Genomic DNA, 25,894 nt, shown 5'->3' with positions numbered 1-25,894 from the left:
GGACGCGGCGCAGAACAGGGAGAACCATGAATCCCCTATGCGACGCAACGCCCTGTGCGACGCAATGCCTCGGCGTGCCGGTCGGTCGATTACGGTTGCCGTGTGACCGATACTCCCGTCGCCGCCGTCCGCCCGACCACCCGCATCCATCACGACGACGAGTTCGTCGACGCGTACGAGTGGCTGCGCGCGAAAGACGACGCCGAGGTCATCGCGCACCTCGAGGCGGAGAACGCGTACACGGAGGCGCGCACCGCCCACCTCGCGGGGCTGCGCGAGCGCATCTTCGGCGAGATCAAGGCGCGCACGCTCGAGACCGACCTGTCGGTGCCGACCCGCCAGGGCGCCTGGTGGTACTACGGGCGCACCGTCGAGGGCAAGCAGTACGGCATCCACTGTCGCGCCCCCCTCGCCTCCCCCGACGACTGGACGCCGCCGGCGCTGGCGCCCGGCGTCGAGGTGCCCGGCGAGTCGGTGCTCCTCGACGGCAACGTCGAGGCCGAGGGGCACGAGTTCTTCTCGCTCGGGTCGTTCGACGTGTCCTCCGACGGCACGCGCCTGCTGTACGGCGTCGACACCGAGGGCGACGAGCGCTACACCCTGCGCATCCGGGATCTCGCGACCGGCGAGAACCTGCCCGACGTCATCGCAGAGACCTCTGCCGGAGCCTGCTTCTCGCCCGACGGGAGCCACGTCGTCTACACGACCGTCGACGACGCGTGGCGGTCCGACACGGTCTGGCTGCACGAGGTCGGGACAGATGCCGCTTCCGACATACAGCTGTTCCACGAGCCCGACGAGCGGTACTGGGTCGGCGCCGGCTTCACGCGCAGCGACCGCTACCTGGTGATCGAAGTCGGCTCGTCCATCACCACAGAGGAATATCTCGTGGATGCCGGTGACCTGCGCGCACAGCCGCGGTCGATCTGGCCGCGGCGCGAAGGCGTGGAGTACTCCGCGACGCACGCCGTCGTCGACGGCGAAGACGTGCTGTACATCCTGCACAACGACGGGGCGCTGGATTTCGAGCTCGTGCGGGTGGCGGCATCCGACCCCCTCGGCCCGCGTCAGGTCGTGCTGCCGCACCTCGCCGGCCGGCGCCTGCTCGATGTCTCCGCGTTCCGCGATTGGGGTGTCGTCTCCTACCGGCGCGAGGGCCTTGCCCGCCTGGGGATCCTCTCCTACCAGACCGGCGCCGTGGACGAGCTGGCCTTCGACGAGGAGCTCTACACCGCCGGATCGGCCGGAAACCCGGAATGGGCCACCCCGCTGGTGCGCCTCGGCTACGGTTCGTTCGTCACTGCGGGCACCGTCTACGACTACGTCGTGGCGACCGGCGAGCTGCTGCTGCGCAAGCGCCAGCCCGTGCTCGGCGGCTACGACCCGGCCGACTACGCGCAGCGGCGGGAGTGGGCGACGGCACCCGACGGCACGCGCGTGCCGGTGTCGCTGGTGTGGAAGCGATCGTTCGGCGCCCCCGGGGAGGGGGTGCGGCCGGTGCACCTGTACGGGTACGGGTCGTACGAGCACTCCATCGAGCCGGGGTTCTCGGTGGCGCGGCTGTCGATGCTCGACCGCGGGGTCGTCTTCGCCATCGCGCACGTGCGCGGCGGCGGTGAACTCGGCCGGCAGTGGTACGAAGACGGCAAGCTGCAGCACAAGCGCAACACCTTCACCGACTTCGTCGCGGTCGCACAGCACCTGGTTTCGGCGGGCGTGACCTCGCCTTCCGTGCTCGTGGCGGAGGGCGGCTCGGCCGGAGGACTGCTGATGGGCGCGGTCGCCAACCTCGCGCCCGAGCTGTTCGCCGGCATCCTCGCCGACGTGCCGTTCGTCGACGCACTGACGACGATCCTCGACCCTTCGCTGCCGCTGACCGTCATCGAGTGGGATGAGTGGGGCGACCCGCTGCACGACGCATCCGTCTACGCGTATATGAAGTCGTACTCGCCGTACGAGAACGTGCGCGCCGACGTCGCCTACCCGCGCATCCTCGCGGTGACCTCGCTCAACGACACCCGGGTGTACTACGTCGAGCCCGCCAAGTGGGTCGCGCGCCTGCGCGAGGTCGGCGCCGACGCACTGCTGAAGTGCGAGATGGTCGCCGGCCACGGCGGCGTCAGCGGTCGCTACAACGCCTGGCATCAGCGAGCGTTCGAGCTCGCGTGGCTGCTCGACGTGCTCGGCCTCGCCGACTGACCCGGCCGGCGCCGTTGCGGTTGCCGTTGCGGCCGCAAATCCCCCGGCATCCGGCGTCGCGAGTCTCCGGCATCCAACCTCCGGCATCCGGCGTCACGAGTCTTCGGCATCCAACCTCCGGCATCCGGCGTCGCGAAAAACGGAGATATCGCGAAAAACGGATGCCGTGGCGCCGTCGCGTCCGTTTTTCGCGTCATTTCCGTTTTTCGCGGCGGGTCACGCGACGTGCATGAGCTGCGCGAGCGCCATGCGGACGGTCGCGATGACCTCATCGGGGCAGAAGAGGATCTGGTAGTAGTCGAAGCGCAGCACGATGTACCCGCGCAGGGCGAGCCGCGCGTCGGCGCGCAGGTCGCGGCGACGATCGGCGGCCTGGTGGTGCGCGAACCCGTCGATCTGGATGGCGAGCAGATCGCCGATGAGCCCGTCCACCGGATGCCCGTCGATCCACGCCTGCTGGCGCACGGCGACGCCGATCGAGCGCATCAGCTCGACGAACCGCGTCTCCAGCCCCGAATCCGACAGCTGCGACGCGACCGCGGCCAGGCGCCGGGCCACCGGTGAGCGCCACGCCACGCGGGCGAGTTCGGCGGCATCCGCCTGCCCCTTGCGGATCGCCGACTCCCACACGCACAGGGCGTCGACGAAGGGCACACAGCGCGCCGCGTGGGCGAGCGTGTTGAGCATCGGATCGACCAGCTCCCGGCGCCCGGCCGGCACCGGCCCCTCGGCCCAGTGCAGCACGACACCGTCGCGACGCTGCCGCGACCACGTGGACGGAACCGACAGGTGCAGCTCGCGCTGCTCGGCCGGTGGCACCCACAGCCCGGCCCGCTCCGCCGCCGAGACGCACGTGAGGCGCCCGCCGACCTCGGCGGCGCGCCGCAGCGCGAGGTCGCACTGCGGCGAGGCCAGCCACGACCGCCCGACGCGCTCCACGGTGCCACTCGCGACGGCCACGCGCAGCGCCCGGTCGCCGAAGCCCACATCGCGGAGGGTGGTGCTGTGCGCGATGCCGCCCCGCGAGCGGATCTCTTGCGCGATATCTCCTGTTCGCATGCGCGACAGTCTGGCCCGTACCGATGGCCACCGGGCGCCGTCATCGGCGATCTGTGGACAGATTCCGGAATTCGTCCCCTGGGGAGGAGGTTATGGGCGCCGTTCGGCCGCCGCGAAAAACGGAGGAATCGCGAAAAACGGACGCCTCAGGCCGACGGCATCCGTTTTTCGCGACATATCCGTTTTTCGCGACAGGGATGGGAGGTGTGGCCGACGGCGATGGATGCCGGCGGATGCCGGTGGCCGCGGCGAGGCCGCGGCTCAACTGACGCGGCGGGCCGCGGCTGAGTCGACGCAGCGGGGCGGCTGGGGCTCAGCCGAACAGCGCGGCGGCCTCTTCGTAGCGGTAGAGCGGCACGGTGTTGAGCTCGCCGAGAGCGTCGGCGAACGGCACGCGCACGATGTCGGTGCCCTGCAGCGACACCATCTGACCCCAGGCGCCCTCGTACACGGCGTCGGCGGCGTGCAGGCCCAGGCGCGTCGCGAGCACCCGGTCGAACGCCGACGGAGAGCCGCCGCGCTGGATGTGGCCGAGCACGGTGGCGCGGGTCTCGATGCCGGTCAGGCGCTCGATCTCGGGCGCGAGCACCTCGCCGATGCCCCCCAGGCGCGGACGGTTGAACGCATCCAGGCCCTTGTCGCTGTACGCCTGGTCCTGGCCCTTCAGCGTGAAGCCCTCCGAGACGACGATCAGGGGCGCGCGGCCGCGGTCGTGGGCCTTGGTCACCTGGGCGACGATCTCGTCGATCGACATGGGCACCTCGGGGATGCAGATGACGTGCGCGCCGGCGGCGATGCCCGAGTGCAGGGCGATCCAGCCGACGTGGCGTCCCATGACCTCGGCGAGCATGCAGCGCTGGTGCGAGTCGCCGGTGGTGCGCAGGCGATCCATCGCCTCGGTGGCGATGTTGACGGCGGTGTCGAAACCGAACGAGTAGTCGGTCGCCCGCAGGTCGTTGTCGATCGTCTTCGGCACGCCCATGACGTTGATGCCGTCGGCGTGCAGCCGGTTGGCCGCCGCCAGGGTGCCCTCGCCGCCGATCGCGATGATGCCGTCGATGCGGTGCCCGTAGAGCGTCTTGGCGATGTTCTCGGCGCCGCCGCGCGGACCCTCATAGGGGTTCGTGCGCGAGGTGCCGAGGATCGTGCCGCCGGTCTTGGCCAGACCCTTCACCTCGTGCCGCGTCAGCGGGAAGAAGTCGCCGTCGACGACACCGCGCCAGCCGTCGCGGATGCCGACGAACTCGATGTCGTAGTTCATCGTGCCCTTCAGGACCGCGCCGCGGATGACCGCGTTCAGGCCGGGGCAGTCGCCGCCGGAGGTGAGGATGCCGATCTTCATGATTCGACCCTAGCGCTCCGGCAACGATCACACGCCGCCCAGCGCCTGCCGCAGCAGGTGCATGAGCGCCGACAGCTGCACCGAGTCGCTGGATGCCGGATCGAGCTGTTCGCCGTCGAGCGCACGCGCCGCCAGACCCTGCTTCGAGTCGATGAGCTCGGCGATCTTCGTGTCGATCGTGTGCGCCGCGATGATGCGCCACGCCGTGACCGGCTCGTCCTGCCCGATGCGGTGCACGCGGTCGATGGCCTGCGTCTGCTCGGCCGCCGTCCACGACAGCTCCGCGAGCACGACGTTGGAGGCCGCCTGCATGTTCAGTCCCACGCCGGCCGCCGTCAGCGAGCACACCGCGATCGCCACGTCGGGGTCGCCGTTGAACGCGTCGATGGCCTGCTGGCGCGCCGGGGTCGACTGGTCGCCGCGGATCGAGATGGTGCGCAGGCCCGCAGCCGCGAAGTGGGCTTCGGCGGCATCCATCACATCGATGTGCTTGGCGAAGAAGACGACCTTGCCGACCGAGCGCTGCAGCTGCACGGCGTAGTCGGCGGCGAGGAGGCTCTTTGCCTGGCCGATCTTGCGCACCATCGTGAAGACGTTGTCGGCACCGGCGCCGGCCGCCTTCGACTCCTCCAGCTCGCCGTGGGCGACCAGACGCACGATGTCCTCGTCGTACTCCCCCAGCCGCACGGTGTCGCCGCGCGCCTCGATGATGCGGCGGTACTTCGCCGCGAGGCGCTGGCCGAGCTCGTGCTCGGCCTGGCGGATCGAGCGCCCGAACTCGTCGTCGAGCTCGACCGGCAGGTCGGCGATGAGCTTGTCGGGCAGGTCCGCCGCGACGTCCTTCTTCTTGCGGCGGACGATGCCCATCGAGATGACGGCGTCGCGCGCCTCGGGGTAGAAGGCCTTGTCGGCCGGGGTGAACCCGGTCGCGTCGAGCTTGGCCATCAGCTCCGGCCCCGGCTTCTCGCCGTTGGTCCAGCCGAGGAACCGCCAGATCGCGTCGAAGTCTTCGACGTCGTTGATGAGCGGCGTGCCGGTGAGGGCGAGCATGAGGGGGCTGCGCACCTGCTCGCGGATGCGGGCGGCCAGCGCCAGCACGTTCTGCGAGCGCTGCGACGTGAGGTTCTTGATGAAGTGCGCCTCGTCGACGACCATGCCCTTCGGCCCGAGGCTCGACAGCCACGACAGGTGCCGGTCGAGCACCTCGTAGTTGACGATGAAGACGTCGGCGAACGCGTCGACGGCGTCGCCGTCGCCGTGGATGACGGTCGCGCGCCGCTGCGGCGTCCACCGTTCGACCTCGCGCGCCCAGTTCATCTTCACGACGTTGGGGACGACGGCCAGCAGCGGGTAGGCGCCCGCGACGGATGCCGCGAGCACCGACTCCGCCGTCTTGCCCAGGCCCGGCTCGTCGGCGAGCAGGAACGAGCGGTGCCCGGCGCGGACCGACTCGAGGAACCGCGACTGGTGCGGCATGACCTCGAGCCCCTTGGGCGACAGGCGGTCGAACTCGGGCACGGGCGGCAGCTCCATCGAGGCGGTGGCGCCGCCGGCGCCGGTCTCGAACGCCTTGTACAACGGGCCCATGAGCTCCCAGCCGTCGAGCCGACGGCGCGCCGTCGACACCGGCGCGCGCAGCGTGAGGTCGGGCGCGAGGAACGGGTTGGCCTCGCGGCGCGCCTCGACCTGCGGCGGGGTGACCTGGCGCTCGGCGAGCGCGGCGGGCACGACGGGCGCCTGCACGGGCGCGGTGTCGGTGATGATGAGCTCGTCCTCGGGCAGTTCGGCACCGGATTCGAGCAGCCAGTCTCGGCGCATGCGCTTGGCGACGGGCGAGGTGGCGGCATCCACCTCGAGCAGCTGGATGAGCGAGGTGTCGCGGGCGGCGGTCTTGGCGAGGATCGTCGCGACGCCGTCGAGGCGCTTGAGCAGCTCGGCCCGCGCCGCGGTCGGCACGTTCTCGTCGGAGCGCACGCGGGCACGCTCCTCGCGCACGAGGAACGCGATCACCTGGAACTTGACGCGATTGGTGGGGCCGAGCTTGCCGCGCTGGGCCTTGGCCTCGACCTCGCGCACCTTGCGGGCGAGGATCGGGATGAGGGGCGCGTCGTCGTCGCGACGTGCCGATGAGCCCCGGGTGGTCTTGGTGCGTCGCCTCGACGCCGGGGCGGTGGATGCCGTGGTCGGCATGCTCCTCCTGAGCGGGATGGCCGGCGCGAGCCGGCGTGGGAGTGGCCCGGTGCTCCCGGCTGCAGGCACTCGCTTCTGCGAGCTGCGGCGACGGAAGGCGGAGGCCTCGCACCCAGTCTAGCGGGTGGACCGCAGCCGCAGGCTGTTCAGCACGACGAACACGCTGGAAAACGCCATCGCGGCCCCGGCGATCATCGGGTTCAGCAGTCCGAGGGCGGCCAGCGGAATGGCGGCGACGTTGTAGGCGAACGCCCAGAACAGGTTGCCTCGGATGATCCGCATCGTGCGGCGGCTGAGCCGGATGGCGGTGAGCACCGGGGCGAGACCGTGGCCCGTGAGGGCGATGTCGCTCGCGTGCAGGGCGGCGTCGGTGCCCGACCCCATCGCGATGCCGAGGTCGGCGGTCGCGAGCGCGGCGGCGTCGTTGATGCCGTCGCCGACCATCGCGACGCGGCGCGGGCCGTCCGGCCCTGTGCCGTCCGGGTCTCGGCCTTGCAGCCGCTCGATCTCGGCGACCTTGCCCTCCGGCAGCACGCCCGCGATGACGCGACGGATGCCGGTGGCTTCCGCGACGGCGCGCGCGGCGCCCTCGTTGTCGCCGGTGAGGAGGACGACCTCCATCCCGAGCCCCTGGAGAGCTGCGACCGTCGCGGCGCTGTCGGCACGGACGGCATCGGCGACGGCGACGACGGCGTGCACGGCCCCGTCCCAGCCGACGACGACGGCGGTGGCCCCCGCCGCCTCGGCCGCCTCGGCCGCCGCGACCGCCACCCCGACGGGGGCCGCGAGCGGCGCCCCGGTCTGCTCCCGCGCGAACGCCGCCCGCCCGGCGAAGACGGCGTGCCCGTCGACGACCCCGGTGACGCCGCGCCCGGCGAGCCCGGCGAAATCTGTCACCGGCAGCGGTACGGGGGCGAGAGCGGCGAGCGCACGCGCGAGCGGGTGCTCGCTCGCGGCTTCGAGCGACCCGACGAGGCGGCCGATGTCGGCATCCGTCGCATCGATCGGCGTCACCGCGGCGACCGTCATCCGGCCCTCCGTGACGGTGCCGGTCTTGTCGAGCACGATCGTGTCGAGCTTCTCGACCGACTCCAGCGCCTCGGGGCCGGTGATGAGCACCCCGAGCTGCGCGCCCCGGCCGGTGCCGACGAGGATCGCGATCGGTGTCGCGAGCCCCAGCGCGCACGGGCAGGCGATGATGAGCACCGCGACGGCCGCGGTGAAGCCGTCCGCCACCGGGTGCCCCGTGACGATCCATCCGATCAGCGTCAGGACGGCGAGCGCGATGACGGCAGGGACGAACACCGCCGAGATCCGGTCGGCGAGGCGCTGCACGCGGCTCTTGCCGGCCTGCGCGTTCTCGACGAGGCGCGCGAGCTGCGCGAGGCGGGTGTCGTCGCCGACCGACGTGGCCTCGACGATGAGCCGCCCGTCGGCGGCGATCGTGCCGCCGGTGACGGCGGCGCCGGCCTCGATGTCGACCGGGACGGACTCGCCGGTGATCATGCTCTCGTCGACCGACGCGCGGCCGTCGACCACCCGCCCGTCGGTGGCGATCTTCTCCCCCGGTCGCACGACGAAGACGTCGCCGACGCGCAGCCGCTCGATCGGCACACGCGTGCCGTCGCGCAGCTCCACCTCGCGGGCCGACAGCTCCATCAGCGCGCGCATCGCGGCGCCGGCGCGGCGCTTGGACCGCTGCTCGATGACCCGCCCCAGCAGGAGGAACACCGTGACGGCGGCGGCGGTCTCGAAGTAGTAGTGCGCCATCCCGTGGTGCACGAACAGGACGGCCCACGCGCTCCACAGGTAGGCCGCCACGGTGCCCAGGGTGATGAGGGTGTCCATCGTCGCGGCGCCGTGCCGCGCGTTCGCCCAGGTCGCGCGGTGGAACGGCCAGCCGCCCCACGCGACGATCGGCGTCGCGAGCGCCCACGACACCCACTCCCAGCCCGGGAACTGCCAGGCCGGCACCATCCCGAGCGCCACGACGGGGACGGCGAGGATCGCGCTGACGATCAGTCGCGTCGCGAGGGTGACCCCTCCCGGGGCGTCGCCGTGCTCGTGCGCGGGGCGCGCTCGCACGTGCGCGTCGTATCCCGCTTCGCGGACGGCGTCGACGAGGAGGTCCGGGTGCAGCCCGCGCGGATAGTCCACGCGCGCCGACTCGGTCGCGAGGTTCACCGTGGCGGTGACGCCGTCGAGCCGCTGGAGCCGTTTCTCGATGCGGGCGACGCAGCTCGCGCAGGTCATCCCCTCGATGTCGAGGACGGCCTCCTCACGGAGCGTGCTCACCGTGCGGCGACGAGCGTGTAGCCGGCCTCGTCGACGGCCGCGGCGATGGCCGCCTCGGGGGCGTCGCCCGCGAGCGAGAGGATGCCGGTGCTCACGTCGACGGAGATGTCGCTGACGCCGGCGATGCGGCCGACTTCGCGGGTGACGGCGGCGGCGCAGTGCGCGCAGGTCATGCCCTGGATTCGGTACTCGTGCATGCTCACGTCAACAGGATACCCCCATGGGGTATTCCGCGCATGTCGGCGGGATGTCAGCCGCTCGCCAGCCCGCGCTGCCAGTCGTGGAGCAGGGCGGGGTCGTCGGTCACGATGCCGTCGACGCCGAGACTGGTGACGGCGTTCCACTGCCGGTCGGTGTTGAGCGTGTAGACGATGACGCGCAGGTCGGCGGCGTGCAGCGCACCGACGATCTCGGGCCGGGCCGCGAGCGCCCGGCGGTCGACGACGACGCCGCGGGCACCCACCTCGAGCGCCGCCTCGACGACGTCGGCCGGAAGCATCTTCAGGATCACGAGCCGCGAGATCACCTCGGAGCGGGCCTGGATGTACGCGAGCGTGCGCGCGTCGAAGCTCGCGACGGCGACCTGCCGATCGAGGCCGAGTGTCTGCAGTTCGTCGACGAGGGTGCCGGCGGCATCCGCCGTCCACACCCCCTTGAGGTCGAGGATCGCGCGCCCGTTCTCGCGGGCGAGCACGTCGAAGAGCTCCTGCGCGGTGGGCACCCGGGTGCCGGCGAAGGCGGGCGAGAACCACGACCCGGCGTCCAGTTCGCGGATCTGCGCGAGGGTGAGGTCGGCGACCCTGCCGGTGCCGTCGGTCGTGCGGTCGACGGTGGCGTCGTGCATGAGCACGGCGTGGCCGTCGGCGGTGAGCGCGAGGTCGACCTCGACGTAGTCGAAGCCCCGATCGAGCGCGCTGCGCACGGCCGGGAGGGTGTTCTCGGGGGCGGTGGTCGAGCCGCCGCGATGGCCGGCGATGAAGGCGGCCTCGCCGGGGACGCGCTCGGCTCCCATCAGCTCCTGCGCCGACACGCGCGCCGTCGTCGTGCCGAGCATGCCGATGACGAGGCTGACCGCGGCGAGCGCACAGACGATCAGGAGAGCGGGGAGCCGGTCGGCCTGCCGCGACGGGATCATTCGGGTGGGTCCCTTCGGGACGGTGACATCGTCGTCACCCCCACCCTAGCGGCTCGCGTTACCTTTTCGTTATCTCTTTCTTACCTTTTCGTTATCTTCGCCCGCGCAGGGCCACGACGGCGTCCCACAGCGCCTCCGCGACGGCGCGCTTCGTGCCCTGTGCCGCGCCGACGACCTCGCCGCCGGCGTCGACGAGCACGACGGCGTTGTCGGGCCGCTCGAAGCCCCGGGCCCAGCCGACCTCGTTCGCCACGAGCAGGTCGGTGCCCTTGCGCTGCGCCTTGCGGCGCGCCCGCGCCTCGAGCGTCTCCCCCGCGCCGGGGGTCTCGGCGGCGAAGCCGACGATCGTCTGACCGGCGCGGCGGCGACGGGCGAGCCCGGCCAGGATGTCGGCGGTCTCCACGAGTTCGAGGGTCAGACGCTCGCCCACGGCATCCTTCGTGAGCTTGCGTTCGGCGACGGCGGCGACGCGGTAGTCGGCGACGGCGGCGGCCATGACGACGACATCGGCGCCTTCGGCCTCGGCATCCATCGCGGCACCGAGCTCGGCGGCGGTGCCCGCGCGCACGATCCGGATGCCGGCGCGCTGCGCGTCGTCGAGCGCGCGCTGCTCGACGTGCGCGACGACGAGGGCGACCTGCGCGCCGCGCGCGGCCGCCGCGACCGCGACGGCGACGCCCTGCGCGCCGCTGGAGCGGTTGCCGATGAACCGCACCGGGTCGATCGGCTCGCGCGTGCCGCCGGCGCTGACGACGACGCGCAGCCCGGCGAGGTCGCGCCCGGCAGCACCGGACGCGGCGGCGAGCGCCGCCGCGAACAGCGCCTCGGGCTCGGTCATGCGCCCGGTGCCCGAGTCGCCGCCGGTGAGGGGGCCGTCCTCCGGGCCGACGACGACCACGCCGCGCCCCCGCAGCACGCCGAGATTGTGCTGCGTCGCGGGGTGCCGCCACATCTCGGTGTGCATCGCCGGCGCGACGACGACCGGCGCCGTGGTGGCCAGTAGGGTGGTGCCGAGCAGATCGTCGGCAAGCCCTGCGGCCATCTTCGCCAGCGTGTTCGCCGTCGCCGGCGCCACGACGACGAGGTCGGCCGCCTGGCCGAGAGCGACGTGACGCACGCGCGCGACGTCGTCGTGGACCGAGGTCGTCACCGGGTTGCGGCTGATCGACTCCCAGGTCGGCGTGCCGACGAACCGGAGGGCGTCCGCGGTCGGCACGACGTGCACGTCGTGACCGGCGAGCACGAACAGACGGACGAGCTGCACGGTCTTGTAGGCGGCGATCCCGCCCGAGACACCCACGACGACGAACACGATCCGATCCTCCCACGCCCCACCCTCCAGGAGTCCACCGCATGTGCACCGTCATCATCCGCGTCCCCGCCGCCCGGGGCGAAGCCGTGCACCTGCTGGCCGTGCGCGACGAGGATCCGCAACGCGCGTGGGATCCGCTCGGTGCGCGGTGGCCCGAGCTTCCCGGCGTCGTCGGGGTGCGCGACGCCCGCGCCGGCGGTGCGTGGCTGGCCGCCGACCCGGATGCCGGGCGGCTGGCGGTGCTCCTCAACCGCGCCGACGTGTCGAGGCGGCCGGAGGAAGAGCTCGTCTCGCGCGGCGGCATCGCGCTGGCGTCGGTGGCGGGCGCCTCCCCCGTCGGCGAACCGGCCACCCACGGCTTCAACCTCGTCGAGGTCGACGGCTCCGCGGCGCGCGTGGTGACCTGGGACGGTGCCGTGCTGCGCACGACCGGGCTCGCCCCCGGAACGCACATGATCGCCCACGACGACGTCGACGACCCCGGCACGGCGCGCATCGCGCGGTGGCTCGGCGCGTTCGCGCGTGCCGCACTGCCGTCGAGCGCGCAGTGGTGGGCACCGTGGCTGGAGATCCTGGCGGGCTCCGCAGCGCTGCCCGCCGACGACGAACGGGCCATCGTCCGCGACAACCGCCCGCTCGGCTACCCCACCCTGTCGACGCTGCTGTGCGTCGCCGCCGTCGCACCCGGCACGGCCGACGTGCGCTACGCCGCGCTGCGCGAACCCGGGCGCTGGGATGCCGTGACGCTCGCCTGAGCCGCCCTAACTGAGCAGCCGCCGCACCTCGGCGACATCGGCATCCATCTGCGCGATCAGCGCGTCGATGCCCTCGAACGCGACCATGCCGCGCACGCGGTGCGTGAACTGGACGTGCACGCGGTGGCCGTACAGCTGAAGGCCGGTCTCGTCGAGCACGTACGCCTCGACCTGCCGCACCGGCACGTCGTCGAACGTCGGGTTCGTGCCCACCGAGATCGCCGCCGGGTAGCGCGTCGTCGAGGGGGTCGGGGCGCCAGTCGGCCCGAGATCGATGAGCCACCCGGCGTAGACGCCGTCGGCGGGCACGAAGCCCTCGGCATCCGTGGCGAGATTGGCGGTCGGAAAGCCCAGCTCGCGGCCCCGCTTGAGGCCGTGCACGACCTCGCCCTGCACGCCGTGCGGGCGGCCGAGCAGCCGCGCCGCGCCCTCGACGTCACCCGCGGCGAGGAGGTCCCGCACCCACGACGACGACACGCGCCGCCCTCCGCCCTGCACGTCGCCGACGACGTCGACGGCGAACCCGTGCTCGGTGCCGAGCGCCGTCAGCAGCGCCGGGTCGCCGGCGCCGCCGCGCCCGAACCGGAAGTCGTCGCCCACCATGACGCGCCGGGCGTGCAGCGCGTGCACGAGCACCAGCTCGACGAACTCTCGCGGCTCGAGGGCGGCGAGCGCGTCGTCGAAGCGCAGCACGAGGGTGGCATCGACGCCGGCGTCGGCGAGCAGCCCGAGCTTCTGGTCGAGGCTCGACAGCGGTTCGGGGCACAGGCCGGGGCTCAGCAGGCTGAGCGGATTGCGGTCGAACGTCACCGCCACGACGCGCGCACCCGCCTCGGCGGCGCTCACCCGCGCCCGGTCGATGACGGCACGGTGCCCGGAGTGCACGCCGTCGAACTTGCCGATCGCGACGATGCAGGGGCCGAATCCGGGTGGCACCTCGGAGGGCTCGTGAAAGACGATCACCAGCTCGACCTCCCGGCGAGGGACGACTCGGGTGCCCGCTCGCGCGCGACGCGCCCGGCCGAGGTGCGCAGCCACCACAGGCCGACGAGCGGCAGCACGAGCGGCACCCAGAAGTAGCCGAACCCGAAGCCCGACCACACGGTCGCGTCGTGCAGGAACAGCTCGGGATGCGTGAGGCTCAGCGTCCCCACGACGAGCACGCCGGCCAGTTCGACACAGATCGCGATCCAGGCGACGACCGCCCACGCCCGCGACTGCGACTTCACGAGCGCGACGGTGGCGATGAGGTAGACGACGGCGGCGAAGGCCGACAGCAGGTACGCGACCGGCGCGTCGTCGAACCGCTCGATGATCTGCACGAGCGAGCGCCCCGTCGCCGCGAGCGCCATGATCGCGTAGACGACGACGAGCACCCGGCCGATGCCGGTCATGCGGGGTCGGAATTCAGCCATGACCCGTCAATCCTAGGCGGCGGGCGCGGTCCAGATCACCTGCATCCGCCACACCATCACCGCGATCGCCAGTGCGGCGATGCCGAGGATGACGGTGCTCCACCGGCTGCGCTCGACGAGCGCCCAGAACACCGCCGCGGGCGGGATCAGCAGCGCCGAGACGAGGTACACCCAGAACTCCAGCACGCTGCCGGTCGGCGGATTGCCGGCCAAGGGAGCGACGATCGCGATGACGACCTGGGCGACCAGCAGCACGAACACGAGTGCCATGCCGCCGACCGTGACGTCGCCGGGACGGCGGCCGGCGAGCCCCGCGACGATCGCGACGAGGCCCGCGGCGACGGCGACGGCGACCTGCGCGATCGCGAACCACGCGATCACGACGCCTCCTCGGCGAGGTTCATGACGCTCTTGACGTCGTCGCCGCGCCGCTCGACGATGCCGACGAGGCGGCCGTCGGGATCGATCGCGGCGGGGGTGGCCTGCACTGCGGATACGCGGTGCGCCGCGCCCGCGAGCCGCTTGCCGTGGCGCAGGTCGCGGGCCTCGTCGGCGGTGACGGGGAACGTGCCGAGCACGGATGCCGCCACCTCCGCGGGCGCGCGCAGCGGCAGCCCGGGCGCGAGCTCGATCACCGCGTCACGAACCTCGAACGGCCCGATGCGCGTGCGGCGGAGGGCGGTGAGGTGCCCGCCGACGCCGAGTGCGGCGCCGAGGTCGCGCGCGAGCGCCCGGATGTAGGTGCCGCTGGAGCAGTCCACGACCACCTCCAGGTCGATCCCGCCGGGCACGGGCCGCAGGCGCGAGAGCGCGAACCCGCTCACCGTGACGCGCCGCGCCTTCAGCTCGACCCGCTGCCCCGCCCGCGCGAGGTCGTAGGCGCGCTTGCCACCGACCTTGATCGCCGACACGGTGCTCGGCACCTGGTCGATCTCGCCGGTGAGGGCGGCGATGCCCGCCCGGATGGCGTCGGGGGTGACGGCGGCGAGGGCGGCGGCATCCGCCGTGTGCGTCACGGTGCCGTCGGCGTCGTCGGAGGCGGTCGCGACCCCGAGCCGGATCGTCGCCTCGTACGTCTTGTCGAGGCCGACGAGGTAGGTCAACAGGCGCGTGGCGGGCCCGACGCCGAGCACGAGCAGGCCCGTCGCCATCGGGTCGAGGGTGCCGGCGTGGCCGATCTTGCGCGTGTTCAGCGCGCGCCGCGCGCGGGCGACGACGTCGTGGCTGGTCACCGCGCCCGGCTTGTCGACGAGCAGGATGCCGTTCGGCTGCGGCACGGGTTCGAGCATCCCCCCAGCCTAGGCCGGGCGGCCCGCCCGACCCGGCCTAGGCTGGTCGGGTGCCCGACCTCGCGACCCCGCTCATCGCGTGGTACCGCGAGAACGCGCGCGACCTGCCGTGGCGGCGGGCCGAGTTCACGGCCCGGTTCGGCGGGTGGGGGACGCTCGTCAGCGAGTTCATGCTGCAGCAGACACCGGTCAGCCGCGTCATCCCGCACCTCGAGGCGTGGCTGGCGCGCTGGCCCACGCCGACCGCCCTGGCCGCCGAGGCGCCGGCCGCGGCGGTGGCGCAGTGGGCGAACCTCGGGTATCCGAGGCGGGCGCTGTGGCTGCACCGCGCGGCGGTGGAGATCCGCGACCGCCACGGCGGCACGGTGCCGCGCGACGTGGACGAGCTGCTGGCCCTCACCGGCATCGGCGACTACACGGCGCGGGCGGTGGCGGTGTTCGCGTACGGCGACCGGCATCCGGTCGTCGACACCAACACGCGCCGCGTGCTGGCACGGGCGCTCGACGGCCGCGCACAGCCGGGGCCGCCGTCGCGACGCGACCTCGAGGCGATGGCGGCGCTGCTGCCGGCAGGCGCCGCGGATGCCGCCGTCGTCAACGCCGCGACGATGGAGCTCGGCGCCGTCGTCTGCACGGCCCGCTCGGCGCGCTGCGACGCGTGCCCGATCGCGCCGCTGTGCGCGTGGCGCGCGGCCGGATACCCCGACACCGGCGACGCTCGCCGCAAGCAGGCCCGCTACGAGGGCAGCGACCGGCAGGCGCGCGGGGCGATCCTGCGCGCGCTGCGCGCGGCATCCGGCCATCGCCTGCCGCAGGAGGCCGTCGCCGCCGACTGGCCCGACGCCGCTCAGCGCGACCGGGCGATCGACTCCCTCGTCGCCGACGGCCTCGTCGAGGCCTGCGACGGCGCGCTGACTCTGCCCCGCTGAGCGCGCCAAAAGCAGGCTGAACTGATCGTTGACGGGCCGCGGGGGGCCGGCAGAGCCGTTTCAGCCTGCTTTTCGTACGCGAGAAGTGCGGGGTCGGGCGCGAGGGCGCCCGCGACGACGATGGCCCCCGCCAGAAGGAGGGGGCCATCGTCTCACGACGCGTCAGTCCGCGTCGTCTTCGCGGGGCTTGAGGTACGGGTCGGCGTCGCCGGCGTAGGTCGCGCCGGCGGCCAGGCCCGCCACCGCGGCGTCGCGCTCCTGCGCCTCGCGCAGGAGGTCGGCGATGTGACCGGCGTTGTCCGGCAGCGCGTCGGGGATGAACTCCAGCGACGGCGTCAGCCGCACGCCGAGCTGCTTGCCGACCTCGCTGCGCAGCATCCCGGTCGCCGACTTCAGCGCCTCCGCCGTGTCGGTGCGCTCCTTCTCGTCACCGAGCACGGTGTAGAACACCGACGCGTGCTGGAGGTCGCCCGTGACGCGCACATCGGTGATCGTCACGAACCCGAGGCGCGGATCGCGCAGCCCCTTCTCCAGCCGCTCCGCGATCAGCACGCGGATGCGGTCGGCGAGCCTCGCCTGTCGTTCTGAGCTCATGAGCGCGGCTTCTCCACCATCTCGGTCGTCTCGATCTCGTCGCCGACCTGGATGTCGTTGTACTTGCCCAGGCCGATACCGCACTCGAAGTCGGTGCGCACCTCGGTGACGTCGTCCTTGAAGCGGCGCAGCGACTCGATGGCCAGACCATCGGCGATGACGACGCCGTCTCGGATGACGCGCGCCTTGGCGTTGCGCGTGATCGTGCCGGACCGGACGATGACACCGGCGATGTTGCCGAACTTCGACGAGCGGAACACCTCGCGGATCTCGGCGACACCCGACTGCACCTCTTCGAACTCCGGCTTGAGCAGGCCCTTGAGCGACTGCTCGACGTCGTCGATCGCGTTGTAGATGACCGAGTAGAACCGCACGTCCACACCCTCGCGCGCAGCGCGCTCGCGGGCCTTGGTGTCGGGGCGCACGTTGAAGCCGATCACGATCGCGTTGTCGATCGTGGCGAGGTTGATGTCGCTCTCGGTGATGGCACCCACGCCGCGGTGGATGATGCGCAGCTGCACCGAGTCGTCGACCTCGATCTTCAGCAGCGACTCCTCCAGCGCCTCGACGGCGCCGGAGACGTCGCCCTTGATGATGAGGTTGAGCGACTCGACCTTGCCCTCCTCGAGGGCACGCGTGAAGTCCTCCAGCGAGATGCGCTTGCGGGCCTTGGCCAGCTGGGCGTTGCGCTCGGCGGCCTCGCGCTTCTCGGCGATCTGGCGGGCCATGCGGTCTTCGTCGGTGACGATGAACGTGTCGCCGGCGCGCGGCACCGAGTTGAGGCCCTGCACCTGCACGGGGCGCGACGGGAACGCCTCGGCGACCGCGTCGCCGTTCTCGTCGATCATCGCGCGGACGCGTCCGTAGGCGGTGCCCGCGACGATCGCGTCGCCGACGCGCAGCGTGCCCGACTGGATGAGCACGGTCGCCACCGAACCGCGGCCCTTGTCGAGCTTCGCTTCGATCGCGACGCCGCGCGCGGCCTTGTTCGGGTTGGCGGTGAGATCCAGGCCGGCATCCGCCGTCAGCAGGACGGCATCGAGCAAATCCTGGATGCCGATCCCCTCGCGCGCCGAGACGTCGACGAACATGACGTCGCCGCCGTACTCCTCGGCCACGAGGCCGTACTCGGTCAGCTGCTGACGCACCTTGGCCGGGTTGGCGTCGGGCTTGTCGATCTTGTTGACGGCGACCACGATCGGCACCTCGGCGGCCTGCGCGTGGTTCAGCGCCTCGACCGTCTGCGGCATGATGCCGTCGTCGGCGGCGACCACGAGGATCGCGATGTCGGTGACCTGCGCACCACGGGCACGCATGGCGGTGAACGCCTCGTGACCGGGGGTGTCGATGAAGGTGATGGCGCGCTCGATGCCGTCGTGCTCGGTCCACACCTGGTACGCACCGATGTGCTGCGTGATGCCGCCGGCCTCGCCCGCCACGACGTTCGTCTGGCGGATGGCGTCGAGCAGTCGCGTCTTGCCGTGGTCGACGTGGCCCATGACGGTGACCACCGGAGGACGGATCTCGAGGTCGTCCTCGTCCTCGTTCTCCAGCTCGGCCTCGAGGTCGAGACCGAAGCCTTCGAGGAGTTCTTTGTCCTCGTCCTCGGGCGAGACCATCTGGATCTTGTAGCCGAGCTCGGCACCGAGCACCTCGAACGTGGCCTCGTCGAGCGACTCCGTCGCCGTGGCCATCTCACCGAGGTTGAAGAGGATCGTGACGAGCGTTCCGGGCTGAACGATGTAGCCGTTCATCGCCTCGAGCTTGTCGGCGAAGTCGGCGATGGATGCGCCGCGACGCAGGCGAATGATCTCGCCGTTGCCCTTCGTGACGTTGACGCCGCCGACGACCGGCGCGTCCCGCATCTCGAATTCCTGCCGCTTCGCCCGACGCGACTTGCGCTGCTTGCTCTTGCCGCCGCCCTTGCCGAAGGCACCCGCGGTACCACCGCCGGGGCCACGACCGCGGCCGCCGCCACCACCGGGGCGGCCGGCGAAACCGCCGGGCGCGCCGGCGCCGGGGGCGCCGGGACGCTGGAAGCCGCCGGCACCGCCGGGACGACCCGGGCCGCCCGGACGCTGCTGGAACGGCGCACCGGGACGGCCGGCGCCACCGGGGCGACCGGCACCGCCGGGACGGGGGGCACCCGGGCGCGGGGCACCGGGGCGCGGCGCCTGCGGGCGCGGGATGTTGCCGGGCGTCGGGCGCTGGCCCATGCCCTGGCTCGACGCGAACGGGTTGTTGCCCGGACGGGGGCCGGCGGGGCGCTGACCCATGCCCTGGCTCGACGCGAACGGGTTGTTGCCCGGACGCGGGGCGCCGGGGGCACCGCCGGGGCGGGGCGCCGCGGGCACGTCAGCCGGTGCCGACGGCGCGGCGGGCGCCGCCGCGGGCGCGGCAGCAGCGGGTTCGGCGAGCGCCGCGGCGGCCGGTTCGGCGGGCGCCGGGGCGGCGGGTTCGGCGGGCGCCGGGGCGGCGGGCCGGGCCGGGCCGGGGCGCGGGCCGGCGGGCTTTGCCGCGGCCGGTGCGGCGGGTGCCGCCGGCGCGGCCTTGGCCTCGGCGGGCTTGCTCGCACCGTCGGCCTCGAGGGCCGCACGGAGCTTGCGAGCGACCGGCGGGGCGATCGTCGACGAGGGGCTCTTGACGTATTCGCCGAGCTCCTTCAGCTTCGCGAGGGCGACTTTGCTGTCGACGCCGACCTCGGAAGCGATTTCGTGCACGCGTGGGTTTGCCACAATTCTCCTGTCTGAGGTCTCCCCCGGACAGGGCAGACCGTTACTTGCGGACGGGTCTCATTTCGAGCCGTTCACTTTGTGTCCATAGCCGTTCAGCCGTTTCGCTGGTGGGTGTTCTGAAAGGTCTGCGTGTCGAGCGGGCCCGACACACGCAATGCTCGTCCGAAGGCGCGGCGCCGGATGGCGAGGTCTACGCACGCATCCGTGTCATGCACCCACGCCCCCCGGCCCGGAAGGACGGCCTTCTCGTCGGGGACGAGTTCACCGCCCTGGGCGACGACGCGCAGGAGCGCGGATCGCGGGGTGCGCGCGCGGCATCCCACGCACGTTCGAACGGGTTCCATCCTACCCCCTTGCCAGGTCGCTGCGTTTCGTCTCGTCGCTGCGCTCCTCGCTCAACGACCGGTTGACCCGCGGTCGTTGAGCGAGCGAAGCGAGACGAAACGCGTCAGGAGTCTTCCAAGATGCTGTCGGGCTGGATGTCGATCTTGGCGCCGGTGAGCTTGGCCGCGAGCCGTGCGTTCTGGCCCTCCTTGCCGATCGCGAGCGACAGCTGGTAGTCGGGCACGAGCGCGCGCACGGCCTTGATGTTCGCATCGAGCACGAAGCTCGACGTGACCTTCGCGGGCGACAGCGCGTGGGCGACGAAGGTGGCGAGGTCGGCGTCGTAGTCGACGATGTCGATCTTCTCGCCGCCGAGCTCCTCGGTCACGGCGCGCACGCGGCGGCCGAGCTCTCCGATGCAGGCGCCCTTCGCGTTGATGGCCGGGTCGTTCGCCTTGACGGCGATCTTGGTGCGGTGACCGGCCTCGCGGGCGAGCGAGGTGATCTCGACGAGGCCCGAAGCGATCTCGGGCACCTCGAGGGCGAAGAGCTTGCGCACGAGCCCGGGGTGGGTGCGCGAGACCGTGATCGACGGGCCCTTCAGCCCCTTCGACACCGACGTCACGTACACGCGGATGCGGGCGCCGTGCGGGTACTCCTCGCCCGCGACCTGCTCCTCGGGCGGGAGGATCGCCTCGACGGTGCCGAGGTCGACGTGCACCATGCGGGGGTTCGGCCCCTGCTGGATGACGCCGGCGACGATGTCCCCCTCCTTGCCGCGGAACTCGCCGAGGATCGCGTCGTCGGCGATGTCGCGCAGCCGCTGGCTGATGACCTGCTTGGCCGCGAAGGCGGCGATGCGGCCGAAGTCCTCCGGCGTCGACTCCTCTTCGCCGATGACGGCGCCCTCGTCGTCGAGCAGCGGCACGTAGATCGCGACGTGGCCGGTCTTCTGGTCGAGCTGCGCGCGCGCGCCGTCCGGGAGCTCCCCCGTGGGAGACGTGTGCTTCGCGTACGCGGTCAGGATCGCCTGCTCGATGATCCGGACGAGTTCGTCGAACGGAATCTCCTTCTCGCGCGAGACGGTACGCAGCAGTCCCATGTCGATGTCCACGGTGGCCTCCCTATTCAGCTCTCGCCGCGCGGGTCGACGCCGCGGCATCCCTTCAGGGTACCGGATGCCGCCCCGCTGGAGCTGATCCGAGCGCGCCCAGCGCGCGGATGAGCCGGTGCAGCTCCCCCACCCGGTGCTGGTCGAGGGTCAGCACGATGCGCGGCAGGTCGAGCCGGTCACCGTCTTCGCGTTCGGCCTGCAGCGGCGCGGTGCGCTCGATGCGGCCGGATGCCAGCAGGTCGCCGAACCGGGCGGTGAGGTCGTCGAGCTCCGCATCGGCGGGCTCGTGCCGCAGCCGCAGCACGAGCCGCTTGCCGACCCATCGCAGCGAGTCGTAGTTGCGGTAGAAGCCGGTGATCTCGCTGACGGCGGCATCCACCGAGTCGGTGATGACGACGCGATCCAGGTCCTCCGGCGAGATGACCCCGGCCGGGATCAGCTGCTCGTCGACGAAGCGCTGCAGGCCGGCCCAGAAGGTGCCGCCGGGGGCGTCGAGCAGCACGATGGGCGTCGGCTCGGCCTTTCCGGTCTGCTGTAGCGTCAGCAGCTCGAACATCTCGTCGAGGGTGCCGAAGCCACCCGGTACGCAGACGAATCCGGCCGATTCCTTCACGAGCATGAGCTTGCGCGTGAAGAAGTACTTCATGACCACGTTGCGGGCGTGCGCGGCGATGACCGCGTTGGGCTTCTCCTCGAACGGCAGCCGGATCGACACTCCGAGGGAGTGGTCGGGGCCGGAACCCTCGGCCGCGGCCTGCATGATCCCGGGGCCGGCTCCGGTCACCGTCATCCAGCCCTGCTGCGCGAGCGCGTGCGTCAATTCGACGGTGTGGCGGTAGAGCACGGATTCGGGTCTCGTGCGGGCGGAGCCGAAGACCGTGACCTTCGGGATGCCGCGGTAGGGCGCGAACAGGGCGAACGCGGCGCGCATCTCGGTGAGCGCGGCCGCCGTGATCTTCAGGTCGAGACGCGTGCTGTCGTCGCGCCCGAGCCCGATGCCGGTCGCGAGGATGCGGGCGATGAGGTCGACGTCTTCCGTGACGCCGGCATCCGCGATGATCCTGCGGATGTCGTCGGTCACGGCGGACGGAATCGGGCCGGTGGTGCTGCCTGTCATGCTCCTCAGCCTGGCACGCGCCGGCGCACGCCGCGCGGCACGCCGGGCTCGCGAGAAACCACTTCCCGCGCGAGAAACCACGGGTGCAGGTGTTTTTCGCGCAGAATGTGGTTTCTCACCGTCGCGCGGCGCCGGCGATGGTGCAGGATCGCCTCATGGCCCGCTTCTTCGTCACGGCGATGCCTTTCACCGGTCACGTCGTGCCCGTGCTCGCGGTCGCCGGCGCACTCGTGGCGCGCGGCCACGACGTGCGGGTCTACACCGGCAGCGCCTTCCGCGCCCGCGTCGAGGCGACCGGCGCGCGGTTCGTGCCGTGGCAGGCGGCGCCGGATTTCGACGAGCAGAACCTCCCGGCATCCTTCCCCCGGCTCGTGGGCAAGAAGGGCTTCGCGCAGCTGCTGATCAACATGGAGGACCTGTTCATCGCCACGGCGCCGCAACAGCTCACAGACGCGCACGCGGAATGGCTCCGCGACCCGTGGGACGTCCTGGTGGGCGACGAGGCCTCCCTCGGCCCGCGGCTCATCGCGGATGCGCTGGGATGCCGGTGGGCCACGATCGCGGTCCTGCCGCTGCAGTTGGTGGGACCGCACGGCCCGCCACCCGGGCTGGGCTTCCGGCCGGGGCACACCGCGGTGACCAGGGCGCGCGACGCCGCGCTGCGCGCCCTGGTGCCCGCACTCGAGCGGCCCCTGACCCGGGCTGCGCGGCGAGCTCGCCTCGCGGCCGGTCTCGCGCCGGGCGACGAAGGCTTCTCGACGATGGTGTGGTCGCGGCGGCTGATCCTCGCCAGTGGCGTCGCCGCCCTCGACTTCGACCGCACCGACCGGCCGGAGCACCTGCACTGGGTCGGCCGGCTCACGGCGCCGGCGGCATCCACCCCGCCGGAGCTCCCGCCGTGGTGGAGCGACCTCGACGGCCGGCGCGTCATCCACGTGACGCAGGGCACCCAGAACGTCGACCCCGAGGATCTGCTGCGCCCAGCGCTCGAAGCGCTCTCCGATGTCGACGCACTGATCGTGGCGACGACCGGCGTCCGGGGCGTCGACGAGCTCCCGTTCCCCGTGCCGCGCAACGCGCGCGTCGCGAGCTTCGTGCCCTACGAGCAGCTGCTGCCGCGATGCGACCTCGTCGTGACCAATGGCGGGTGGGGTGGTGTGCTGGCGACGCTGGCGCACGGCGTCCCGATCGTCGCGGGCGGCGGCGACCTCGACAAGCCGGAGTCCGCCGCACGAGTCGCCGGCTCCGGCGCCGGCATCAATCTGCGCACCGGGACGCCGTCCGCGAAGGCGGTGCGCGAGGCGGTCGACCGAGTGTCGGCGGATGCCGGGTACCGCAGCGCGGCTCAGCGGGTGGCCGTCGCGCTGGCGGCCGCGGGCGGCGCCCCGCGCGCCGCCGCCCTGCTCGAGGAGTTCGCGGCCTGACGCGCGCGCAGCCGACCGCGCCCCGCGCGCTCGGCGTTCTCATCTCTCGCGCTGCAGAAATCTGCACGCGCTATCGAAACTTCGACAGCGCAAGCAGGATTCGACAGCGCGAGCGGATGCCGCGGCCGCGGCGCGGGCCGGGGCCGCGGCGCGGGCCGGGCCGGGCCGGTGCGGCGGGTTCAGCGCGTCAGGCGCGTGACGGCATCCGCGGCGGGCACGACCTCGCGATCGCCCGTGCGACGGTCCCACAGCTCGACCTCGCCGGCGGCGGCGCCGCGGCCGACGATGACGATCTGCGGCACGCCGACGAGCTCGGCGTCGCCGAACTTCACCCCGGGCGACACCTTGGGGCGGTCGTCGTACAGCACGTCGAGCCCCGCCGCCTCCAGCGACGCCGACAGCGACGCCGCGAGCTCGAAGGCGACGTCGTCCTTGCCGGTCGCGACGACGTGGACGTCGAACGGTGCGACGGATGCCGGCCAGACGAGCCCGCGGGCGTCGTTGTTCAGCTCGGCGATGATCGCGAGGATGCGCGTCACGCCGATGCCGTACGAGCCCATCGTGACCGTCACGAGCTTGCCGTTCTCGTCGAGCACCTTCAGGCCCAGCACCTCGGCGTACTTGCGGCCGAGCTGGAACACGTGCCCGATCTCCATGCCGCGCGCGAGCGTCACCGGCCCGGAGCCGTCGGGCGCCGGGTCGCCCTCGCGCACGTTCGCGACCTCCACGAAGCCGTCGGCACCGAAGTCGCGGCCCGCGACGAGCGCGTGCACGTGCTTCTGGTCGATGTTCGCGCCGGTGATCCACGCCGTGCCGTCGACGACCCGGGGGTCGAGGAGGTACCGGATGCCGGTCGCCGACTCCTCGCCGAGGATCGCGCCGGTGGGCGACCACGGACCGATGTAGCCCTTCACGAGCAGCGGGTGCTTCTCGAAGTCCTCCGGCGTCGCCGCCTCGACCGCCGCCGGCGCGAACGCCACCTCGGCGCGCTTGTCGTCGACGTCGCGGTCACCCGGGATACCGACGATCACGAGTTCCCGCGTTCCGTTCAGGTGCGTGAGCGCCAGCACGACGTTCTTCAGCGTGTCGGCGGCCGTGTACGACCCGTCCAGCACCGCGTTGGAGTGCGCGACGAGCGTCTCGATCGTCGGGGTGTCCGGCGAGTCGAAGATCACCGGCTCGGGCAGCCCGTCGAACGCGACCGGCTCGGGTGCGACCGTCGTGAACGCCTCGACGTTGGCCGCGTAGCCGCCGGCCGAGCGCACGAACGTGTCTTCGCCGACCGGGGTCGGGTGCAGGAACTCCTCCGACTTCGAGCCGCCCATCGCGCCGGCGTCGGCCTGCACGATGACGTACTCCAGGCCGAGGCGCTGGAAGATACGCTCGTAGGCGTCGCGCTGCGCCTGGTACGACGCGTCGAGGCCGGCATCCGTCGCGTCGAACGAGTAGGCGTCCTTCATCGTGAACTCGCGGCCACGCAGCAGACCCGCGCGCGGACGCGCTTCGTCGCGGTACTTGTCCTGGATCTGGTAGATCGTCAGCGGCAGATCCTTGTACGACGAGTAGAGGTCCTTCACCAGCAGGGTGAAGGCCTCCTCGTGCGTCGGCGCGAGCAGGTAGTCGGCATCCTTGCGGTCCTTCAGGCGGAAGATACCGTCGCCGTACTCCTCCCACCGGCCGGTCGCCTCGTAGGGGTCGCGCGGCATGAGGGCGGGGAAGTGCACTTCCTGCGCACCGGCGTTCGTCATCTCTTCGCGCACGATCTTCTCGATGCGCGCCTTGACGCGCAGGCCGAGCGGCAGCCACGCGAAGATCCCGGGCGCCTGACGCCGGATGTACCCGGCGCGCACGAGCAGCCTGTGGCTCGTGACCTCGGCATCGGAGGGGTCTTCGCGCAGCGTGCGAAGGAACAGGTGCGACAGACGGGTGACCACGAGGGTCAAGTCTACGGATGCCGCGGACTCTCACGGTGTCGGCGACGCCCGCGGAGTAAACTAAGTCACATGACTAAGTCGGATGCGCCGATCGTCGTCGGGGTGCACGAGGCCAAGACGCACCTGTCCCGGCTGCTGCACGACGTCGAGAGCGGCACCGAGGTGCAGATCAACCGCGGCTCGACCCCGGTCGCCCGGATCGTGGCGGTCGAGCAGCCGCCGCGCACGCGGCAGCTCGGCATCGACAAGGGAAAGATCTGGGGCCCGGATGACTTCGACGACATCGACCAGGGCATCATCGACGCGTTCGAGAACAGCGAGATCTTCCCGGAATGAGCGCCTTCCTACTCGACACGCATGTCTGGATCTGGATGCTGGAAGACGACAAGCGGATGCGTGGACGCGTGCGGGCCGCCGTGGAGAGTGAGGACAACCAGCTCTTTCTCTCCATCGCAAGTCTCTGGGAGATCTCCATCAAGATGCATCGCGGTCGGCTGCAGCTCGCCGGCACGACAGAGGAGTACCTGCGGGATCGGCTGCGCGCCACGAGAGTCGAGACAGTGCCTATCGACCTCTCCCATGCGGTCGCCGCCGGCGCGCTGCCACCGCACCACGGCGACCCGTTCGACCGGATGATCGTCGCTCAGGCGCAGGCTCTGGACGTCCCCGTCCTCAGCGTCGACGCGAAGCTCGCCGCGTACGACATCGACGTCATCGGCCGCTGAGAGCGCC

At 72.1% G+C, this 25,894-nt stretch carries 23 protein-coding genes; 6 read left to right on the top strand and 17 right to left on the bottom strand.

Annotation, left to right across the window (positions count from 1 at the left end; genetic code table 11):
* The first annotated feature begins 102 nt into the window (after positions 1 to 102).
* Entirely contained in the window at positions 103 to 2,199 is a 2,097-nt protein-coding gene (locus QM720_RS09540) for a S9 family peptidase (protein WP_415125940.1), read from the top strand.
* A gap of 216 nt (positions 2,200 to 2,415) precedes the next feature.
* Here QM720_RS09540 and QM720_RS09535 read toward each other — a convergent pair whose 3' ends face one another.
* The 7 genes from QM720_RS09535 to coaBC all read right to left on the bottom strand — a co-directional run bounded on the left by QM720_RS09535 (position 2,416) and on the right by coaBC (position 11,532).
* Complete coding sequence (locus tag QM720_RS09535) at positions 2,416 to 3,258, bottom strand: DUF559 domain-containing protein (RefSeq protein WP_415125938.1); 843 nt, start codon at positions 3,256 to 3,258, stop codon at positions 2,416 to 2,418.
* 313 nt (positions 3,259 to 3,571) lie between these two features.
* The gene (locus QM720_RS09530) at positions 3,572 to 4,600 is read right to left on the bottom strand and encodes a 6-phosphofructokinase (protein WP_415125936.1); all 1,029 of its coding nucleotides are present in this window, start codon (positions 4,598 to 4,600) and stop codon (positions 3,572 to 3,574) included.
* 27 nt (positions 4,601 to 4,627) lie between these two features.
* The gene (locus QM720_RS09525; RefSeq protein ID WP_415125934.1) at positions 4,628 to 6,790 is read right to left on the bottom strand and encodes a DEAD/DEAH box helicase; all 2,163 of its coding nucleotides are present in this window, start codon (positions 6,788 to 6,790) and stop codon (positions 4,628 to 4,630) included.
* Between the two features lie 117 nt (positions 6,791 to 6,907).
* Positions 6,908 to 9,085, bottom strand: coding sequence for a heavy metal translocating P-type ATPase (locus tag QM720_RS09520; RefSeq protein WP_415125932.1), 2,178 nt, complete (start codon positions 9,083 to 9,085; stop codon positions 6,908 to 6,910).
* Positions 9,082 to 9,282, bottom strand: a complete 201-nt coding sequence (locus tag QM720_RS09515) for a heavy-metal-associated domain-containing protein (RefSeq protein ID WP_415127878.1) — start codon at positions 9,280 to 9,282, stop codon at positions 9,082 to 9,084. The genes QM720_RS09520 and QM720_RS09515 overlap by 4 nt, the downstream gene beginning before the upstream one ends.
* Before the next feature lie 53 nt (positions 9,283 to 9,335).
* A complete protein-coding gene (locus QM720_RS09510) occupies positions 9,336 to 10,220 on the bottom strand; it encodes a glycerophosphodiester phosphodiesterase (protein ID WP_415125930.1) in 885 nt (294 codons plus the stop codon).
* Positions 10,221 to 10,311: 91 nt separating this feature from the next.
* Positions 10,312 to 11,532: a bifunctional phosphopantothenoylcysteine decarboxylase/phosphopantothenate--cysteine ligase CoaBC gene (gene coaBC / locus QM720_RS09505; RefSeq protein ID WP_415125928.1), complete on the bottom strand. Its 1,221-nt coding sequence runs from the start codon at positions 11,530 to 11,532 to the stop codon at positions 10,312 to 10,314.
* A 41-nt stretch (positions 11,533 to 11,573) separates the two neighbouring features.
* On the opposite strand from coaBC, the gene QM720_RS09500 reads away from it, so the two are divergent.
* Complete coding sequence (locus QM720_RS09500; protein ID WP_415125926.1) at positions 11,574 to 12,287, top strand: NRDE family protein; 714 nt, start codon at positions 11,574 to 11,576, stop codon at positions 12,285 to 12,287.
* A 6-nt stretch (positions 12,288 to 12,293) separates the two neighbouring features.
* Here QM720_RS09500 and QM720_RS09495 read toward each other — a convergent pair whose 3' ends face one another.
* Genes QM720_RS09495 through truB form a run of 4 tightly spaced genes read right to left on the bottom strand, consistent with a single transcriptional unit; the run spans position 12,294 to position 14,991 of the window.
* Complete coding sequence (locus QM720_RS09495) at positions 12,294 to 13,250, bottom strand: bifunctional riboflavin kinase/FAD synthetase (RefSeq protein ID WP_415125924.1); 957 nt, start codon at positions 13,248 to 13,250, stop codon at positions 12,294 to 12,296.
* A complete protein-coding gene (locus tag QM720_RS09490) occupies positions 13,247 to 13,702 on the bottom strand; it encodes a hypothetical protein (RefSeq protein WP_415125922.1) in 456 nt (151 codons plus the stop codon). Before QM720_RS09490 ends, QM720_RS09495 begins: the two co-directional genes overlap by 4 nt.
* Before the next feature lie 12 nt (positions 13,703 to 13,714).
* Positions 13,715 to 14,083: a hypothetical protein gene (locus QM720_RS09485; RefSeq protein ID WP_415125920.1), complete on the bottom strand. Its 369-nt coding sequence runs from the start codon at positions 14,081 to 14,083 to the stop codon at positions 13,715 to 13,717.
* Positions 14,080 to 14,991 (bottom strand): tRNA pseudouridine(55) synthase TruB, encoded by a 912-nt coding sequence (gene truB / locus QM720_RS09480; protein WP_415125918.1) that lies wholly within the window; start codon positions 14,989 to 14,991, stop codon positions 14,080 to 14,082. The genes QM720_RS09485 and truB overlap by 4 nt, the downstream gene beginning before the upstream one ends.
* Positions 14,992 to 15,041: 50 nt before the next feature.
* Between truB and QM720_RS09475 the strand changes: the two genes are divergently transcribed.
* Positions 15,042 to 15,920 (top strand): A/G-specific adenine glycosylase, encoded by an 879-nt coding sequence (locus tag QM720_RS09475; RefSeq protein WP_415125916.1) that lies wholly within the window; start codon positions 15,042 to 15,044, stop codon positions 15,918 to 15,920.
* A gap of 162 nt (positions 15,921 to 16,082) precedes the next feature.
* Here QM720_RS09475 and rbfA read toward each other — a convergent pair whose 3' ends face one another.
* The 5 genes from rbfA to QM720_RS09450 form a co-directional block, all read right to left on the bottom strand.
* Positions 16,083 to 16,514, bottom strand: coding sequence for a 30S ribosome-binding factor RbfA (gene rbfA / locus QM720_RS09470; RefSeq protein ID WP_415125914.1), 432 nt, complete (start codon positions 16,512 to 16,514; stop codon positions 16,083 to 16,085).
* Positions 16,511 to 19,249, bottom strand: coding sequence for a translation initiation factor IF-2 (gene infB / locus QM720_RS09465; RefSeq protein WP_415125912.1), 2,739 nt, complete (start codon positions 19,247 to 19,249; stop codon positions 16,511 to 16,513). The genes rbfA and infB overlap by 4 nt, the downstream gene beginning before the upstream one ends.
* A gap of 92 nt (positions 19,250 to 19,341) precedes the next feature.
* Positions 19,342 to 19,593, bottom strand: coding sequence for a YlxR family protein (locus tag QM720_RS09460; protein WP_415125910.1), 252 nt, complete (start codon positions 19,591 to 19,593; stop codon positions 19,342 to 19,344).
* A 104-nt stretch (positions 19,594 to 19,697) separates the two neighbouring features.
* On the bottom strand, positions 19,698 to 20,687 hold the full coding sequence (gene nusA, locus QM720_RS09455; RefSeq protein WP_415125908.1) for a transcription termination factor NusA: 990 nt from the start codon (positions 20,685 to 20,687) through the stop codon (positions 19,698 to 19,700).
* A gap of 52 nt (positions 20,688 to 20,739) precedes the next feature.
* A complete protein-coding gene (locus QM720_RS09450) occupies positions 20,740 to 21,804 on the bottom strand; it encodes a TIGR00730 family Rossman fold protein (RefSeq protein WP_415125906.1) in 1,065 nt (354 codons plus the stop codon).
* Positions 21,805 to 21,959: 155 nt separating this feature from the next.
* On the opposite strand from QM720_RS09450, the gene QM720_RS09445 reads away from it, so the two are divergent.
* Positions 21,960 to 23,228: a glycosyltransferase gene (locus tag QM720_RS09445; protein WP_415125904.1), complete on the top strand. Its 1,269-nt coding sequence runs from the start codon at positions 21,960 to 21,962 to the stop codon at positions 23,226 to 23,228.
* 179 nt (positions 23,229 to 23,407) lie between these two features.
* On the opposite strand, the gene QM720_RS09440 is transcribed toward QM720_RS09445, so the two are convergent.
* Complete coding sequence (locus QM720_RS09440; RefSeq protein ID WP_415125902.1) at positions 23,408 to 25,162, bottom strand: proline--tRNA ligase; 1,755 nt, start codon at positions 25,160 to 25,162, stop codon at positions 23,408 to 23,410.
* A gap of 69 nt (positions 25,163 to 25,231) precedes the next feature.
* Here QM720_RS09440 and QM720_RS09435 point away from each other — a divergent pair, with 69 nt between their 5' ends.
* Entirely contained in the window at positions 25,232 to 25,498 is a 267-nt protein-coding gene (locus QM720_RS09435; protein WP_415125900.1) for a type II toxin-antitoxin system Phd/YefM family antitoxin, read from the top strand.
* Positions 25,495 to 25,887, top strand: a complete 393-nt coding sequence (locus QM720_RS09430) for a type II toxin-antitoxin system VapC family toxin (protein ID WP_415125898.1) — start codon at positions 25,495 to 25,497, stop codon at positions 25,885 to 25,887. The genes QM720_RS09435 and QM720_RS09430 overlap by 4 nt, the downstream gene beginning before the upstream one ends.
* Positions 25,888 to 25,894: the final 7 nt, after the last annotated feature.

It is taken from the genome of Microbacterium sp. (genome assembly GCF_047602155.1).
GTDB lineage: Bacteria > Actinomycetota > Actinomycetes > Actinomycetales > Microbacteriaceae > Microbacterium.
Note: the sequence above shows the minus strand (reverse complement) of the source record. Positions and strands in the feature narration are given on the sequence as shown.

Bases quoted from the DNA above. Each gene is read 5' to 3' on its own strand.
- QM720_RS09535 (WP_415125938.1), bottom strand. From the start codon at position 3,258: ATGCGAACAGGAGATATCGCGCAAGAGATCCGCTCGCGGGGCGGCATC.
- QM720_RS09435 (WP_415125900.1), top strand. From the start codon at position 25,232: ATGACTAAGTCGGATGCGCCGATCGTCGTCGGGGTGCACGAGGCCAAG.
- QM720_RS09430 (WP_415125898.1), top strand. From the start codon at position 25,495: ATGAGCGCCTTCCTACTCGACACGCATGTCTGGATCTGGATGCTGGAA.
- QM720_RS09460 (WP_415125910.1), bottom strand. From the start codon at position 19,593: ATGGAACCCGTTCGAACGTGCGTGGGATGCCGCGCGCGCACCCCGCGA.
- QM720_RS09445 (WP_415125904.1), top strand. From the start codon at position 21,960: ATGGCCCGCTTCTTCGTCACGGCGATGCCTTTCACCGGTCACGTCGTG.
- QM720_RS09510 (WP_415125930.1), bottom strand. From the start codon at position 10,220: ATGATCCCGTCGCGGCAGGCCGACCGGCTCCCCGCTCTCCTGATCGTC.
- QM720_RS09490 (WP_415125922.1), bottom strand. From the start codon at position 13,702: ATGGCTGAATTCCGACCCCGCATGACCGGCATCGGCCGGGTGCTCGTC.
- QM720_RS09500 (WP_415125926.1), top strand. From the start codon at position 11,574: ATGTGCACCGTCATCATCCGCGTCCCCGCCGCCCGGGGCGAAGCCGTG.
- QM720_RS09515 (WP_415127878.1), bottom strand. From the start codon at position 9,282: ATGCACGAGTACCGAATCCAGGGCATGACCTGCGCGCACTGCGCCGCC.
- truB (WP_415125918.1), bottom strand. From the start codon at position 14,991: ATGCTCGAACCCGTGCCGCAGCCGAACGGCATCCTGCTCGTCGACAAG.
- QM720_RS09525 (WP_415125934.1), bottom strand. From the start codon at position 6,790: ATGCCGACCACGGCATCCACCGCCCCGGCGTCGAGGCGACGCACCAAG.
- rbfA (WP_415125914.1), bottom strand. From the start codon at position 16,514: ATGAGCTCAGAACGACAGGCGAGGCTCGCCGACCGCATCCGCGTGCTG.
- QM720_RS09530 (WP_415125936.1), bottom strand. From the start codon at position 4,600: ATGAAGATCGGCATCCTCACCTCCGGCGGCGACTGCCCCGGCCTGAAC.
- QM720_RS09450 (WP_415125906.1), bottom strand. From the start codon at position 21,804: ATGACAGGCAGCACCACCGGCCCGATTCCGTCCGCCGTGACCGACGAC.